This is a genomic window from Streptomyces sp. JLSY215 (assembly GCF_059682825.1).
The window spans coordinates 6,381,095-6,397,633 of sequence record NZ_CM185022.1 but is presented as its reverse complement, the minus strand read 5'-3'; the positions used below and the strand labels follow the sequence as shown (position 1 = coordinate 6,397,633).

Sequence of the window (16,539 nt, the reverse complement as noted above, 5' to 3'; positions counted from 1 at the left end):
CCCCGCCGGTCCCCGGCATGATGGACCCATGCCCGAGGGCGACACCGTCTGGCGTCTGGCCCAGCGTCTCCACGAAGCGCTGGCCGGCAGCCCGCTGACCCGCTGCGACCTGCGCACCCCCCGCCTCGCCACGGTGGATCTGACCGGCCGCGACGTGCTCGAGGTGGTCCCCCGCGGCAAGCATCTCCTCACCCGCATCGAGGGCGGCCTGACCCTCCACTCCCATCTGCGGATGGACGGAGCCTGGCGGATCTACGCCCCGGCCGAGCGCTGGCGCGGCGGCCCCGCCCACCAGATCCGGGCGATCCTGGGCACCGCCGGGCACACCGCCGTCGGCTACCGCCTCCCCGTGCTCGACCTGCTGCGCACCGCCGACGAGTCCCGGGCCGTCGGCCACCTGGGCCCCGACCTCCTCGGCCCCGACTGGGACCCGGCCGAAGCCCTGCGCCGGCTGCTCGCCGACCCCGGACGCCCGCTGGGCGAGGCCCTGCTGGACCAGCGGAATCTGGCCGGTATCGGCAATGTCTACAAGTGCGAACTGTGCTTCCTGCTCCGCGCCTCCCCCTGGCTCCCGGTAGGGCGGCTGCCGGACCCGGAACGCGCCCCGGCGCTCGCCAGGAAGCTCCTCGAGGCCAACAAGCGCCGCCCCGTACGCAGCACCACCCCGTGGGGGCTCCGCCCGCCCGAGGGCCGTGGGGCGTCCCGCCCCGACCGCCGCCTGTGGGTCCACGGCCGCGCCGGACGCCCCTGCCCGCGCTGCGGCACCCCCGTACGCACCGCCGACCAGGGACCGGCCGCCGAGGAACGCGTCACCTACTGGTGTCCCGCCTGCCAGCCCGCCCCGTGACGCCGGACCGGCTCCCGGAACCCCACCTCGCACGCCAATTGACGCCCCGTCAGATCGCTCCCTACCCTCACCCCATGGCCCTCACGGCGTACGACCTCAGCGGCCGCACCGCGATCGTCACCGGCGCGGCGAGCGGGATCGGCCGCGCCACCGCCGTCCTCCTCGCCGAGGCGGGCGCCATCGTGCACTGCGCGGATCTCGACGGCCCGGGAGCCCGGACGACCGCCGAGGCCATCACCGCATCGGGCGGCACCGCACACCCGCACACCGTCGACGTCACCCGGCGCGACCAGCTGGCCGCCGTCGTCGACGCGGCCCGGCGCGCCACCGGCCGTCTGGAGGTGATGGCCAACATCGCCGGGATCATGCACTCCTCCCCCGTCCTGGAGACCACCGACGCGGATCTGGACCGGGTCTGGAACACCAACTTCAAGGGCGTGCTCCACGGCTGCCAGGAAGCCGCCCGCGCCATGATCGCCACCGGCACCCGGGGCAGCATCGTGACGATGGCCTCCGGCGCCATCGACACCGGCGCTCCCGGGCTGCTCTGCTACGGCGCGGCCAAGGCCGCCGTCGTCCAGCTCACCAAGACGCTGGCCACCGAGGTCGGCCGGTACGGCATCCGCGTCAATGCCGTCGCCCCCGGCTGGATCCGTACGGCGATGACCGACCGGCACAGCGCCGAGGCCCAGCAGCAGGCCGAGGGGCCGATGATCCGGATGTCTCCCCTGGGGCGGGTGGGCGAGCCCGAGGACATCGCACACGCCGTGCTTCACCTGGCGTCGGACGCCTCGTCCTTCACCACCGGCCAGATCCTGCGCCCGAACGGCGGCGTCGCCATGCCCTGGTGACCGCCGCCCGGCACCCCTTCAGCGATACGCCCCGCCCCGCCGCGTCCTTCCCCCGGCCCGCCCAGGGCACGCAGTGCACGGGCAGCAGACTCAGCCCCCAGCCCCCCAGGAAAACCGCCCCCTCGACCGTCCCCGTCGCCCGCGGCTCCAGCGTCACCCGGAGCGCGGCCCACCACCACAAGGCCCCGATGAGGGCCCCGGCTATCCAGCGGCCGGGTACGGCCCGGGGGCGCCGGGCGGACGACGGGCGCCCCGCCGGCCGTCCACCCGGGCCGCGGGCCCCGATGTCATGCCATGCCATGGCTTGCCTCCCTCGGCCGACGCTAGACGGGCCCGCGGCCGTACGGGAGAGCGCACCGGGGCGCGCGCGGGGCGCGGTGGGATATGCCACGCCCGTTCGCGGGCGGGGCGTTCCGCAGCGGGCCGCGCGGCCGGTCCACGGAGTCCATCGTCAGGCCGTCCGCCATGTCACTGGGACTCCGCCTGGAACATCCAGTGATGCTTTTCCAGGTCGGCGGTCAGGCCGATGAGGATGTCCTGGCTGACCGGGTCCGGCTCCGCGGTGTCGATGATCCGCTCCCGCATCCGCTCGATCACCGCCGCCAGCCCCTTCACCAGCGTCTGGACCACCTCGCCGTCCTTGATCCAGCCGTCCGGAACCTCACCGATCCCGCTGGTCTTGGCGACCGTCCCGGCCCGCCCGTCGGGCGCCACTCCGATCGCCGACGCCCGCTCGGCAACGGTGTCCGCATGCATGCGCGCGGTGTCCACGACCTCGTCGAGCTGGAGATGTACGGAGCGGAAGCGCGGGCCGACGACGTTCCAGTGCACCTGCTTGGAGATCAGGGAGAGATCCACCAGGTCGACGAGGGCTCCCTGCAGGGCGTTCCCGACGATGGCGCGGTCGCCGTCGGACAGCGGGCTGTTGACCACAGACATCCAGCTACTCCTGTTCGCGCGAGACTTCGGCATGACGCGGATCTACGCGGATCTACGTAGTTCTGTGCGCATCTGGGTAGCTCGGCGCCCGTCCACGTAGCCCTACGGGGATTCACCCCATATTTCCGTTTCACCCATCGTATAAATGATCGGGCGCTTTGGGGCAGGTCAAGAGGGCCGGCCGAGGCTCCGCCCCAGGCCGCACGGGCAGCACGAAGCCCCGGCCAACCGCTGCCGACCGGGGCTTCGTACAAGCACGAACGGGAAAGTCAGGCCGCGACGACATCCACGACGTCGGCCGGGGACTTGATCGTCACACGGTCCTCCGGCACACCGGCCAGGGACGTGACGGACACCGAATTGAGCTTCGGCCGCACCGGTGCCGGTACCGGGTCACTCGCGGCCGCGGATGCTGCCAGCTCGGCGAGCGCCAGCTCATCGCTGACCTCTCGCATAAGCTCTGACATGCGCACATCCAGCGCGTCACAGATCGCCGAGAGCAGTTCGGAGGACGCCTCCTTCTGCCCCCGCTCCACCTCGGACAAATAGCCGAGCGATACCCGGGCGGAGGAAGAGACCTCGCGCAGGGTTCGGCCCTGGCGCTGACGCTGTCGGCGCAGCACGTCACCCAGCAGGCGACGAAGCAGAATCATCGCTGGCTCCCTCCTCGGACCTCGGATCCGGATCCTTCTCGCCCCACCGTACCGCCTTGGGCCGTGGCCGTGCCGGGCGTGAGTTCGTGTTCTCTCAGGGCTGCAAACATCCATTCCCCCCGTGTTGTTCCGTATCCTGTGCCACGCATTTTTCTGTCAGTTCGCTCAACAGCAGTGCGAGCACGGCGTCGATGGTGTCCCGTCGGATCCGGTCGCGATCCCCGTCCAGCGCCAGCCGCCGCACCTCGCCGGCGCCGCCCGGCCCCTCGACGGCCACGAAAACGGTGCCCACGGGCTGCCCGTCCTGCGGCTCGGGCCCGGCCACTCCGGTGGTCGCGATGCCCCAGTCGGCGCCGATGACCCGCCGGACACCGCTCGCCATCTGCCGGGCGACCTCGGCGTCGACGGCTCCGCGCGCGGCCAGCAGCGCCCCGTCCACACCCAGCACATCCCGCTTGACCTCGGTCGCATACGCCGTCACCGAGCCCCGCACCACCCGCGAGGCCCCGGGTACGGCCGTCAGCGCGCCCGCCACCAGACCGCCGGTGAGCGATTCGGCCACCGCCAGGCTCTGCCCGCGCCCGGCAAGCGCCTCGAGCGCCCCGGCCGCCGCAGAACCCGGCCCGGTCACCGCGCGGCTTCCCGCTCGGCCCGCTCGCCGCGCTCCTTGGCCAGTCCGGCCCTGCGCAGCATGACCGCCTGGCGGACGTAGTCGAGTCCGGTGGCCACCGTCAGCACGACGGCCACCGCCATCACCCACCAGCGGAACGTGGCCAGCGGCCCGGACAGCACCAGGACGTACATCCCGACCGCGGTGCCCTGCGCCAATGTCTTGATCTTGCCGCCACGACTGGCCGGAATCACCCCGTGCTTGATCACCCAGAACCGCATCAGCGTGATGCCGAGCTCCCGGAAGAGGATCAGGCCCGTCACCCACCAGGGCAGATCGCCCAGCACCGACAGACAGATCAGCGCCGCACCCATGATCGCCTTGTCCGCGATCGGGTCGGCGATCTTGCCGAAGTCGGTGACCAGGTTGTAGGTGCGCGCCAGATGCCCGTCGAAGACATCGGTGATCATGGCGATGGCGAAGGCCGCCCAGGCGAATGCGCGCCAGGCCGGGTCGTGCCCGCCGTTGTGCATCAGCAGGAGCACGAAGGCCGGGACCAGCAGCAGCCGCAGCATCGTCAGGACGTTGGCGATGTTCCACAGCCCGGCCTGCCCGACGGCCGGCGCCGTGCGCGGCCCGCCGGCGGCGGAAGCCGGGACTCCGCTCATCTGTCCGCCTCCTCGGTACACGCGGTGCCGTCCACCGACAGCACCTCGGCCACGAGATCGACGCCCTCGCTCGCAACGACCTTTGCTTCGACCATACGACCGGGAACGAGGTCCTCGCCGTCCCGGCCGTTGGTCAGGAACGTGCAGCCGTCGGTCTCCGGCGCCTGGTGCGCGGCCCGCCCGACGACGCCGTCCTCCTCGTCGATCCGGTCCACCAGCACCCGTACGGTCTCGCCGATCCGCTCCTCCGCGCGCTGCGAGGTCAGCTCCTCGGCCAGCCAGGACACCCGCGCCAGCCGCTCGGCGACCACGTCGGGGTCGACCTTGTCCTCGTAGGAGGCGGCTTCCGTGCCGTCCTCGTCGGAGTAGCCGAAGACGCCGATGGCATCCAGGCGCGCCTCGGTCAGGAAGCGCTCCAGCTCGGCCAGGTCGCTCTCGGTCTCGCCCGGGAAGCCGACGATGAAGTTGGAGCGGGCACCGGCCTGCGGCGCCTTCGAACGGATCTGCTCCAGCAGGCCGAGGAACCGCTCCGTGTCACCGAAGCGCCGCATCGCGCGCAGCACCCCGGGCGCCGAGTGCTGGAAGGACAGATCGAAGTACGGCGCGACCTTGTCCGTGCCGGTCAGGACGTCGACCAGCCCGGGGCGCATCTCGGCGGGCTGGAGATAGCTGACCCGGATCCGCTCGATGCCGTCGACCGCCGCCAGCTCCGGCAGCAGCGTCTCCAGGAGCCGGATGTCGCCGAGGTCCTTGCCGTAGGAGGTGTTGTTCTCGGAGACCAGCATGATCTCCTTGACGCCCTGCTCGGCCAGCCAGCGGGTCTCCCCGAGCACATCGGAGGGCCGGCGGGAGATGAACGAGCCGCGGAAGGACGGGATCGCGCAGAACGAGCAGCGCCGGTCACAGCCGGAGGCCAGCTTCACCGAGGCCACCGGACTGCTGCCGAGTCTGCGGCGCAGCGGCGCCCGCGGCCCGGAGGCGGGCGCGATGCCCTCCGGGAGGTCCTCGGGCGCGGTGTCCTGGGGGGCTGCGTCCTGAGCGTGGCCGGGCAGCGCGACCCCGGCACCCTGGCGCTCGGCCGGGCTGATCGGCAGCAGCTTGCGGCGGTCGCGCGGGGTGTGCGAGGCGTGGATGCCGCCGTTCAGAATGGTCTGGAGGCGGTCGGAAATATCGCTGTAGTCGTCAAAACCGAGCACACCATCGGCCTCGGGCAGCGCCTCGGCGAGCTCCTTGCCGTACCGCTCGGCCATGCAGCCGACGGCCACGACGGCCTGGGTCTTGCCGTGATCCTTGAGATCATTGGCTTCCAGCAGGGCGTCGACGGAGTCCTTCTTGGCGGCTTCGACGAATCCACAGGTGTTGACGACGGCGACATCCGCGTCGGCGGCTTCCTCGACGAGCTCCCAGCCGTCCGCTGCCAAGCGGCCTGCGAGCTCCTCCGAGTCCACCTCGTTACGGGCGCAGCCAAGAGTGACAAGGGCGACGGTACGGCGTTCGGGCATGGGGCTCAGCCTACTTCGTCCCGCCGACAGCCATGGCGCGCAGGTCTGTGCCACCGGTCCCGGGCGCCCCGGGCCCGGCGGCGGACGCGGCCGGAGGCCGCGCTCAGCCCGCCTGGGGGTCTCCGGGGGTGTAGCTCAGCCGCTCGACGGAACCCTCATCGCCGACCCGCTTGACCTCCTTGCCATTGACGTACAGCTGTACGGCGCCGGCATTGCCCAGCACAAGATCGATCCGCTTCTTGTCCGTGAAGGTCTTGGACTGGCCCTTCTTGAGCAGGCCGTCCTGGAGGAGCTTGCCGTTGGCGTCCTTGGCCGAGACCCAGCTCTGGCCGTCACGGGCGGTCACCTTGATCGTGACCTTGTCCTTGGGCAGCCCGGCGATCGCGCTCTCGGAGGGCGCGGGGACCTTGGGCTTGGCCGTCGGCCTGGTGGTGTTCGGCGCCGGCGCCGGCTTCTTCTCGGCGTTGGCCGTCCCATCGGCCGAGACCGGGCCGTCGGCGCCCTTGCTGCCGCCGTTGAACAGCGTGAAGCCGACGAATCCGATGACGGCGACGATCGCCGCAACCATCGCCGCGGTCCAGTTGGGGCGGCGCGGCTCGGAGCGGATCCGCTCGGCCTCGAAGAGCGGAGCGGGAACCATCGGCTCGGGACGCCCGCCGTGCTCGGCGTCGAACTGGGTGATCAGCGGTTCGGGGTCGAGGGCAACGGCGCGGGCGAGCGTCCGGATGTGTCCCCGCGTGTAGACGTCGCCGCCACAACGCGAGAAATCGTCCTGTTCGATCGCGTGCACGATCGGGATGCGCACCCGTGTGGTCGTACTGACCTCCTCAACGGTCAGTCCTGCTCCGATACGGGCCTGCTGGAGGGCTCGACCGACGGAAGGCCGGTCGTCTTCGGGAGAGTTGCCGATGGACACGGGGGCGCCTTTCGAGCGTGTAGCCACCTGCTGGAGGTTCAGTCTAGGGGTGGAGCGAAAGGGTCGGGCAAGCGGGAGAGCGGAGTTTGTACGCCATCAGAACGCCTGAGCACGGTGCCGCGGACGCCATGATGGGCCATCATTCCCGCACCTCCCTCAACTTGACGTATCAGCAGGAGAAACGGTTGCTTTCTCTCACGTACGAGTGACCCGGATGGGTGTGCTACTCGGTAGCTTCCCCCCGGATGACCGAGAGCACTCCGTCCAATTCATCCGGCTTCACCATGACATCCCGTGCCTTGGAACCCTCGCTGGGCCCGACGATGTTGCGCGATTCCATCAGATCCATCAGCCGTCCGGCCTTCGCGAAGCCCACCCGCAGCTTGCGCTGGAGCATCGACGTCGACCCGAACTGGGTGGACACCACCAGCTCGGCGGCCTGGCAGAGCAGATCGAGGTCGTCACCGATGTCCTCGTCGATCTCCTTCTTCTGCTTGCCGCCCACGGTGACGTCGTCGCGGAAGACCGGCGCCATCTGGTCCTTGCAGTGCTGCACGACGGCCGCGACCTCGGCCTCGGTCACGAACGCACCCTGCATGCGCACCGGCTTGTTCGCGCCCATCGGCAGGAACAGCCCGTCGCCCTTGCCGATCAGCTTCTCGGCACCCGGCTGGTCGAGGATGACCCGGCTGTCGGCGAGCGAGGAGGTGGCGAACGCGAGCCGGGACGGCACATTGGCCTTGATCAGGCCGGTCACGACATCGACGGACGGGCGCTGGGTCGCCAGCACCAGGTGGATCCCGGCCGCGCGGGCCAGCTGGGTGATGCGGACGATGGAGTCCTCCACATCGCGCGGCGCGACCATCATCAGGTCCGCCAGCTCATCCACGATGACCAGCAGATACGGGTACGGCGCCAGCTCCCGCTCGCTGCCCTCGGGCGAGCTGACCTTGCCCTCGCGCACCGCCTCGTTGAAGTCGTCGATGTGCCGGAAGCCGTACGCCGCGAGATCGTCGTAGCGCAGGTCCATCTCGCGCACCACCCACTGCAGCGCCTCGGCGGCCCGCTTGGGGTTGGTGATGATCGGCGTGATCAGGTGCGGGATGCCCTCGTACGCCGTCAGCTCCACGCGCTTGGGGTCGACCAGCACCATCCGGACGTCCTCCGGGGTGGCACGCAGCATGACCGAGGTGATCAGGCAATTGATGCAGGAGGACTTGCCGGAGCCGGTGGCGCCCGCCACCAGGACGTGCGGCATCTTCGTCATGTTGGCCATGACATAGCCGCCCTCGACGTCCTTGCCCAGCGCCACCAGCATCGGGTGGTCGTCGCCCGCGGCATCGGCCAGCCGCAGCACATCGCCGAGGTTGACCATCTCCCGGTCGGTGTTGGGGATCTCGATGCCGACCGCAGACTTGCCCGGGATCGGGCTGATGATCCGGACGTCGGGGCTGGCCACGGCGTAGGCGATGTTCTTGGCCAGCGCGGTGATCTTCTCGACCTTGACGGCCGGGCCCAGCTCGACCTCGTAACGGGTGACCGTCGGACCGCGGGTGAAACCGGTGACCGCCGCATCGACCTTGAACTCCTGGAAGACATTGCTCAGCGCGGCCACTACCGCGTCGTTCGCGGCGCTGCGGGTCTTGCCGGGGCCGCCCCGCGCGAGCAGGTCCAGGGACGGCAGGGAATAGGTGATGTCGCCGGACAGCTGCAGCTGCTCGGCGCGCGGCGGCAGATCGCCGGACGGCTCGGGCGCGGCCTTGGTGAAGTCCGGCACGGCCGGGGCGGGCCCGCCAGCGGGCCGCTCCGCCTCACGGGCCGGCGGCACCGCGCCGCTCTCCCCCGTGCTGTCCTCGTAGTCCTGGCGCTCCCCGGAGACCGAGCTGCTGAGCCCGGCGACCAGCGGCGAGGGCTGGACGCCGTGCAGCACCGCGCCGTCCAGCGCGGCGGCCGCCGCGGCGGCGACATCCACCGCGTCCATCGGCCGGTCCGGCGCGGGCTGCGCGGCGGCCCGGCGCGGGCGGCGCCGCCGGGACAGCGCCTCTTCCTCGTACGCCTCCGGATCCTCGGCGGCGCCGCGGCGCGCCGGGCGGGCGGGCTGCTCGCGCCAGTCCTCCGCGTAACGGTCGTCGTCCTCGAAGTCCGCCTCGGGCTCCTCGGCCGAGAACACCCCCAGCCTGATGCCCACCGCCCGCAGCCGCTGCGGAATGGCGTTGACCGGCGTGGCCGTGACCACCAGCAGCCCGAAGACGGTCAGCAGCACCAGCAGCGCCACCGCCAGGGTCTGCCCGACCGTGAAGATCAGCGGCTTGGACGCCGCCCAGCCGACATAGCCGCCGCCGTCCTGTATCGCGGCGAGACCGTCGCCGCGGCCCGGCGAGCCGCACGCCATCGCGACCTGTCCGAGGACGCCGACGACCAGCGCGGACAGCCCGATGACGATCCGGCCGTTGGCCTCGGGCTGCTCGGGATGCCGCATCAGCCGTATGGCGATCACGCCCAGCAGTATCGGCACGACCAGATCCAGCCGCCCGAACGCACCGGTGATCAGCAGCTCGACGAGATCGCCCACCGGGCCGCTGAGGTTGGACCAGGTGCCGGCCGCGATCACCAGCGCCAGGCCGAGCAGCAGCAGCGCCAGGCCGTCCTTGCGGTGCGCCGGGTCGAGGTTCTTCGCGCCCCGGCCGAAGTGGCGGAACATCGCCCCGATGCCGTGCGCCGCCCCCAGCCAGCAGGCGCGGACGATGCGGTAGACGCCACCGGTCGGCGAGGGCGCCGGCTTCGGGGCGGCCTTTTTGGCCGGTGCCTTCTTCGCCGGAGCCTTCTTCGCGGCAGCGGTCTTCTTCACCGGCGGCTTCTTGGCCGCCGCCTTCTTCGCGGCGGACGGCTGCCGGGCGGCGGTCTTCTTCGCGGCGCCCCCGGACTGTCCGGCACGCTGCTTGGCGGGTCCCGCCTTGCTCTGGGTTCCCTTGCCGGACGTACGTGAGGCCATGGCGACGAGATTACAGGCGACGGCAAGCGTGTCACGAGCGCACGCCGCTTCACCCATTCGTGTCGCGCGTCCGCCTCATGAGAGACCGTCAGTCACCCGCCGCCGGGCGCCCCTCAGCCCGCCCCGCTGCCCGACCCCGGCTCCAGCGCGTCCAGCGCCCGGCGCAGACCGGTCAGTTTGCGCTCCAGATGGGCGGCGGTGGCGACCGCGGCGGCCTCCGCCGTCTCGTCCAATTGCTTGGACAGCGCCTCCGCCTGCTCCTCGACCGCGGCCAGCCGCGCCGACAGCTCGGCGAGCAGCCCCGCCGACTCCCGCGCCTCCGAGTCCGGCCGCCCGCCCTCGAGCTGGAGCCTCAGCAGCGAGGCCTGCTCGCGCAGTTGGCAGTTCTTCATGTACAGCTCGACGAAGACCGAGACCTTCGCGCGCAGCACCCACGGGTCGAACGGCTTGGAGATGTAGTCGACCGCACCGGCCGCATAGCCGCGGAAGGTGTGGTGCGGGCCGTGGTTGATGGCCGTGAGGAAGATGATCGGGATGTCGCGGGTGCGCTCGCGCCGCTTGATGTGCGCGGCGGTCTCGAATCCGTCCATCCCCGGCATCTGCACATCGAGCAGAATCACCGCGAAGTCGTCCGTGAGCAGTGCTTTGAGCGCTTCCTCCCCGGACGATGCCCGCACCAGTGTCTGATCGAGCGCAGAGAGGATCGCCTCCAGCGCCAGCAGATTCTCCGGCCGGTCATCGACCAGGAGGATCTTGGCCTTCTGCACCATGGCCCGTCCTCCTCGCCCCGGCATCGAACCGGACGCCGCCCCAGGGGACGACTCCGTCACGTCGCCCGTTCTTGTGCCGGTCATGGTAGCTGCACCCCGCCTATCGCCACACCCTGTCACCGCGATGTCACCGTGCACGTAGCAGAAACGCAGCGAGAGACCAGAAGGTTCCCCGAAACCCGCGCGTCCACACGTCCGCGGCAACAGTGAGTCAGCACGCGATGATCCTCTTTCGGCTCCATCTTGGACGCCCCATCACCTCGCGCGCATCCATTGCTCCATGACCGACAACAGATGATCGGTATCCACCGGCTTGGTCACGTAGTCGGAGGCCCCGGAGTCGATGCTCTTCTCCCGGTCACCCTTCATCGCCTTCGCGGTCAGCGCGATGATGGGCAGCCCGGCGAACTGCGGCATCCGACGGATCGCGGCCGTGGTCGCGTAGCCGTCCATCTCCGGCATCATGATGTCCATCAGCACCAGGACGACATCGTCGTGCTGCTCCAGCACCTCGATGCCCTCCCGGCCGTTCTCCGCGTACAGCACCGACAGACCGTGCTGCTCCAGGACGCTGGTGAGCGCGAAGACGTTACGGATGTCGTCGTCGACGATCAGCACCTTTTCGCCATGGAAGCCACCGTCCCCCAGGCCCGGCTGGACGAGATCCTGGCCGTTGCCGATCCAGGGCTCCTCCGCGGCCTGCTGCGTGGTCGGCTCCGACGGCTGCTGCGGCGCCTGCTGCGGCGGGGTGGGCGCGGGCTGGCCGGGCAGGGCGAAGCGCCGTGCACCGCCCGAAATGGAGCGCCGGCGCCGCCTGTTGAGGCTGGAGCCGGGCTCCTCCTCCGGCAGCGCCTCCAGTTCGGCCTGCCGCCCGACCTCGCTCTCGCGCGCCTCCGCGTCCATCGCCAGGCCGCCGGCCACCAGCTGCGGGTAGCCCTGCGGCGGCAGCCCGCCGGGGTTGTGCGGCAGGTAGAGCGTGAAGGTGGAGCCGCGGCTGGGCTCGCTCGCGGCGTGGATCTCGCCGCCCAGCAGCCGCGCGATCTCCCGGCTGATGGACAGGCCCAGGCCCGTGCCGCCGTACTTGCGGCTGGTCGTACCGTCCGCCTGCTTGAACGCCTCGAAGATCACCCGCATCTTGCTGGACGCGATGCCGATACCGGTGTCGGTCACCGAGAACGCGATCATGTCGGCGTCCGGGTCGCGCAGCGAACCGTGCTCCAGCAGCTGCTCACGGATCGCCACCGGGACATCCGCACCGGCCGGCCGGATGACCAGCTCGACGGCACCGCTGTCGGTGAACTTCACCGCGTTGGAGAGCAGATTGCGCAGCACCTGCAACAGCCGCTGTTCGTCGGTGTGCAGCGTTGCGGGCAGCTCCGGGGAGACCCGTACGGAGAAGTCGAGCCCCTTCTCCGCGGTCAGCGGCCGGAATGTCGCCTCGACGTAGTCGACGAGCTGGACCAGCGCGATCCGCGTCGGGCTGACGTCCATCTTGCCCGCCTCGACCTTCGACAGATCGAGGATGTCGTTGATCAGCTGGAGCAGATCGGAACCCGCCCCATGGATGGTCTCGGCGAATTCGACCTGCTTCGGGGAGAGATTCCCCTCGGCGTTATCGGCCAGCAACTTGGCCAGAATCAGCAGGGAGTTCAGCGGCGTGCGCAACTCGTGCGACATGTTCGCCAGGAATTCCGACTTGTAGCGCATGGAGACCGCGAGCTGCTCGGCGCGCTCCTCCAGGACCTGCCGCGCCTCCTCGATCTCGGTGTTCTTCACCTCGATGTCGCGGTTCTGCGCCCGCAGCTGCTCGGCCTTCTCCTCCAGCTCCGAGTTGGACAGCTCCAGCGCCTTCTGCCGGCTCTCCAGCTCGGCGGAGCGCTCCCGCAGCTGCTCGGTCAGCTCCTGCGACTGCTTGAGCAGCACCTCGGTCTTGGTGTTGACCGAGATGGTGTTCACGCTCGTCGCGATCATCTCGGCGATCTGGCTGAGGAAGTCCTTCTGGATCTGCGTGAACGGCTGGAAGGACGCCAGCTCGATCACGCCGAGCACCTTGTCCTCGAAGAGCACCGGCAGCACGATCACATTCGCCGGCGGCGCCTCACCCAGCCCGGAAGCGATCTTGAGGTAACCGGAGGGGACGTTCTCCACCAGGATGGTCCGCCCCTCCTCCGCCGCGGTGCCGATCAGCGTCTCGCCGGGCTTGAAGGTCGTCGGCATGCCGCCCATGGCATAGCCGTACGAGCCCATCAGCCGCAGCTCGTACGCGCCCGCCTCGGCGCCGTCCGCGCCGATCTCCCGGCTGTCGGGCTGGGCCGCGAGGAAGAACGCGCCGTGCTGTGCGGAGACCGCGGGCGAGAGCTCGCTCATGATGAGCGTGGCGACGTCCTTGAGGTCGCGCCGGCCCTGCATCAGACCGGAGATCCGGGCCAGATTGCCCTTGAGCCAGTCCTGCTCCTCGTTGGCGAGAGTGGTCTCCCGCAGCGTGGAGATCATGGTGTTGACGTTGTCCTGGAGCTCCAGGATCTCGCCGGCCGCGTCCACATCGATGCGGACGTTGTGGTCGCCGAGGGTCACCGCCGCGGCGACGGCGGCGATCGCCCGCACCTGCCGGGTCAGGTTCCCCGCCATCTCGTTGACGGACTCCGTCAGGTCCTTCCAGGTGCCGGCCACGCCCCGCACCTGCGCCTGACCGCCCAGCTGGCCTTCCGTGCCCACCTCACGGGCCACCCTGGTGACCTGCTCGGCGAACGAGGACAGCTGGTCGACCATGGTGTTGATGGTCGTCTTCAGCGCGAGGATCTCACCCCGCGCGTCCACGTCGATCTTCTTGGTCAGATCGCCCTTGGCGACCGCGGTGGTGACCATCGCGATGTTACGGACCTGGCCGGTCAGGTTGTTGGCCATGGAGTTCACGGACTCCGTGAGGTCCTTCCACGTACCGGCGACACCGGGGACGCGGGCCTGACCGCCCAGGATGCCGTCGGTGCCCACCTCGCGGGCCACCCGTGTGACCTCGTCGGCGAACGACGACAGCGTCGTGACCATGGTGTTGACCGTGTCGGCCAGCTGCGCGACCTCGCCGCGCGCCTCGACCGTCACCTTCTTCGTCAGATCGCCGTTGGCGACCGCCGCCGAGACCTGCGAGATGTTGCGCACCTGGATGGTCAGGTTGTTGGCCATCAGGTTCACGTTGTCGCTGAGATCCAGCCAGATACCGGTCGCGCCCGGCACCCGCGCCTGACCGCCCAACTGCCCCTCGGTGCCCACCTCACGGGCCACCCGGGTCACCTGCTCGGCGAACGACGAGAGCTGGTCCACCATCGTGTTGACGGTCGTGACCAGCTCGAGGATCTCGCCCTTGGCGTCGACGGTGATCTTCTTCGACAGATCGCCGCGGGCCACAGCCGTCGTCACCTCGGCGATGTTGCGCACCTGCGACGTCAGGTTGTTCGCCATGAAGTTGACGGACTGGGTGAGGTCCTTCCAGGTCCCGCTGACGCCCTGCACCTCGGCCTGGCCGCCCAGGATGCCCTCGGTACCCACCTCGCGGGCCACCCGCGTGACCTGCTCGGCGAAGGAGGACAGCTGGTCCACCATGGTGTTCAGGGTGTTCTTCAGCTCCAGGATCTCGCCCCGGGCGTCCACATCGATCTTCTGCGACAGATCACCGCGCGCGACCGCGGTCGCGACCTGCGCGATGTTACGGACCTGAGCCGTGAGGTTCCCGGCCATGCCGTTCACGGAATCGGTCAGATCCCGCCAGACGCCCGCGACGCCCGGCACCTGCGCCTGACCACCCAGCCGGCCGTCCGTGCCGACCTCCCGGGCGACCCGGGTCACCTGCTCGGCGAAGGCGGAGAGCTGATCGACCATCGTGTTGATGGTGTTCTTGAGCTCCAGGATCTCGCCGCGCGCATCGACGTCGATCTTCTGCGACAGATCACCGCGCGCGACCGCCGTCGTCACCTGGGCGATCTGCCGCACCTGCGAGGTCAGGTTCCCCGCCATGAAGTTGACGGAGTCGGTCAGCTCCTTCCAGGTGCCGCTGACGCCGTCCACCCGGGCCTGACCGCCCAGCCGGCCCTCCGTACCCACGTCCCTGGCCATCCGCGTGACCTGGTCCGCGAACGAGGACAGCTGGTCCACCATGGTGTTCACGGTGTTCTTCAGCTGGAGCATCTCGCCGGAGACGTCGACGGTGACCTTCTGCGACAGATCACCGTTGGCGACCGCCGTCGTCACCTGCGCGATGTTGCGGACCTGCCCGGTGAGGTTGCGGAAGGCGGTGTTCACGGAGTCCGTGAGGTCCTTCCACGTCCCCGCCGCGCCCGGCACCGCCGCCTGGCCGCCCAGCTCACCCTCGACGCCGATCTCCCGCGCCACCCGCGTCACTTCGGCACCGAACGAGGACAGCTGATCCACCATCGTGTTGACGGTGTTCTTCAACTCCAGCATTTCACCGGCCACATCGACGGTGACCTTCTGCGACAGATCACCGTTCGCGACCGCCGTCGTCACCTGCGCGATGTCCCGCACCTGCCCGGTGAGGTTCCGGAAGGCGTTGTTCACCGAGTCGGTGAGGTCCTTCCACGTCCCCGCCGCACCCGGCACCTGCGCCTGACCACCGAGCTGGCCCTCGGCCCCGACCTCGTTCGCCACCCGCGTCACTTCGTCCGCGAACGTCCGCAGCGTCTCGGTCATGGTGTTGATGGTGTCGGCGAGCTGCGCGACCTCGCCGCGCGCACTGACCGTGACCTTCTGCGACAGATCGCCGTTCGCGACGGCCGTGGTGACCTGGGCGATCCCGCGCACCTGGGCGGTCAGGTTTCCGGCCATGAGATTGACCGAATCCGTCAGGTCCTTCCACACGCCGGCCACACCGGGGACCTGCGCCTGACCGCCGAGCTCGCCCTCCGTGCCGACCTCCCGGGCCACCCGGGTCACCTCGGACGCGAACGAGGAGAGCTGGTCCACCATCGTGTTGACGGTGTTCTTCAGCTCCAGCATCTCGCCGGCGACATGCACCGTCACCTTGCGCGACAGATCACCCTTGGCGACCGCGGTGGTGACGAGGGCGATGTCACGCACCTGGGCGGTGAGCCGCGAGGCCATGGTGTTGACCGATTCCGTGAGGTCCTTCCACGAACCGGACATACCCCGCACCCGGGCCTGACCGCCGAGCTTGCCCTCCGTGCCGACCTCGCTGGCCACTCTCGTGACCTCGTCGGTGAACGCGGAGAGCTGGTCCACCAGCCCGTTGACCGTACGGCCGACCTTCAGGAATTCGCCCCGCAGGGGATGCTCCGAAGAGCTGTCGGAGCTGCGCGACCGGAGGTCCATCCGCTGTTCCAGGTCACCCTCGGACACCGCCGACAGCACCCGGCCCACTTCGGACACCGGCCGCACAAGATCGTCCACCAGGGCGTTCGAGGCGTCGATGGCCGCCGCCCAGGAGCCCTCGGCGGCGCCGACCTCCAGCCGTTCGGTGAGCTTTCCTTCACGTCCGACGACCCGGCGCACCCGCGCCAGCTCGCCCGTCAAATGCAGATTGCGGTCGGCGACCTCGTTGAAGACCGCCGCGATTTCCGACATGACGCCTTCACCGGAAACCGTCAGCCGCTTGCGGAAGTTCCCGTCCCGCATGGCGACAAGAGCGACCAACAGCCGGTTCAGGGCAGCCGTGTCCACCTCGGTCGTCCCGTTGTTCCGGGAACGTCCGCCTTTCGCGCGTGTGCTTACGCCCCGCGCCGCTGCGCCAGACTCCACCGTGTCCCTCCCGCAGGGTCGACCG

The 16,539-nt window shown here is 70.0% G+C and carries 11 protein-coding genes; 2 read left to right on the top strand and 9 right to left on the bottom strand.

Annotated elements, in window-relative coordinates:
* The first annotated feature begins 28 nt into the window (after positions 1 to 28).
* Complete coding sequence (locus AC5677_RS28585; protein WP_497190776.1) at positions 29 to 847, top strand: Fpg/Nei family DNA glycosylase; 819 nt, start codon at positions 29 to 31, stop codon at positions 845 to 847.
* A gap of 74 nt (positions 848 to 921) precedes the next feature.
* Positions 922 to 1,698 carry an SDR family NAD(P)-dependent oxidoreductase gene (locus AC5677_RS28580; RefSeq protein ID WP_497190775.1) on the top strand — a complete coding sequence of 259 codons (777 nt, stop codon included), beginning with the start codon at positions 922 to 924 and terminating at the stop codon, positions 1,696 to 1,698.
* A gap of 468 nt (positions 1,699 to 2,166) precedes the next feature.
* On the opposite strand, the gene AC5677_RS28575 is transcribed toward AC5677_RS28580, so the two are convergent.
* The 9 genes from AC5677_RS28575 to AC5677_RS28535 form a co-directional block, all read right to left on the bottom strand.
* On the bottom strand, positions 2,167 to 2,637 hold the full coding sequence (locus AC5677_RS28575) for a Dps family protein (RefSeq protein ID WP_497190774.1): 471 nt from the start codon (positions 2,635 to 2,637) through the stop codon (positions 2,167 to 2,169).
* A 269-nt stretch (positions 2,638 to 2,906) separates the two neighbouring features.
* Complete coding sequence (locus AC5677_RS28570; protein ID WP_046925688.1) at positions 2,907 to 3,290, bottom strand: helix-turn-helix domain-containing protein; 384 nt, start codon at positions 3,288 to 3,290, stop codon at positions 2,907 to 2,909.
* Positions 3,291 to 3,384: 94 nt separating this feature from the next.
* Positions 3,385 to 3,921 (bottom strand): CinA family protein, encoded by a 537-nt coding sequence (locus tag AC5677_RS28565; protein WP_497190773.1) that lies wholly within the window; start codon positions 3,919 to 3,921, stop codon positions 3,385 to 3,387.
* Positions 3,918 to 4,568, bottom strand: a complete 651-nt coding sequence (gene pgsA / locus AC5677_RS28560) for a CDP-diacylglycerol--glycerol-3-phosphate 3-phosphatidyltransferase (protein WP_497190772.1) — start codon at positions 4,566 to 4,568, stop codon at positions 3,918 to 3,920. The genes AC5677_RS28565 and pgsA overlap by 4 nt, the downstream gene beginning before the upstream one ends.
* Positions 4,565 to 6,070 (bottom strand): 30S ribosomal protein S12 methylthiotransferase RimO, encoded by a 1,506-nt coding sequence (gene rimO, locus AC5677_RS28555; protein ID WP_497190771.1) that lies wholly within the window; start codon positions 6,068 to 6,070, stop codon positions 4,565 to 4,567. The genes pgsA and rimO overlap by 4 nt, the downstream gene beginning before the upstream one ends.
* Positions 6,071 to 6,173: 103 nt before the next feature.
* Complete coding sequence (locus AC5677_RS28550) at positions 6,174 to 6,986, bottom strand: helix-turn-helix domain-containing protein (protein ID WP_497190770.1); 813 nt, start codon at positions 6,984 to 6,986, stop codon at positions 6,174 to 6,176.
* A gap of 223 nt (positions 6,987 to 7,209) precedes the next feature.
* Positions 7,210 to 9,978, bottom strand: coding sequence for a DNA translocase FtsK (locus AC5677_RS28545; RefSeq protein ID WP_497190769.1), 2,769 nt, complete (start codon positions 9,976 to 9,978; stop codon positions 7,210 to 7,212).
* A gap of 113 nt (positions 9,979 to 10,091) precedes the next feature.
* Positions 10,092 to 10,748 carry a response regulator gene (locus AC5677_RS28540; protein ID WP_497190768.1) on the bottom strand — a complete coding sequence of 219 codons (657 nt, stop codon included), beginning with the start codon at positions 10,746 to 10,748 and terminating at the stop codon, positions 10,092 to 10,094.
* 255 nt (positions 10,749 to 11,003) lie between these two features.
* Positions 11,004 to 16,514: a HAMP domain-containing protein gene (locus tag AC5677_RS28535; protein WP_497190767.1), complete on the bottom strand. Its 5,511-nt coding sequence runs from the start codon at positions 16,512 to 16,514 to the stop codon at positions 11,004 to 11,006.
* Between the last annotated feature and the right edge of the window lie 25 nt (positions 16,515 to 16,539).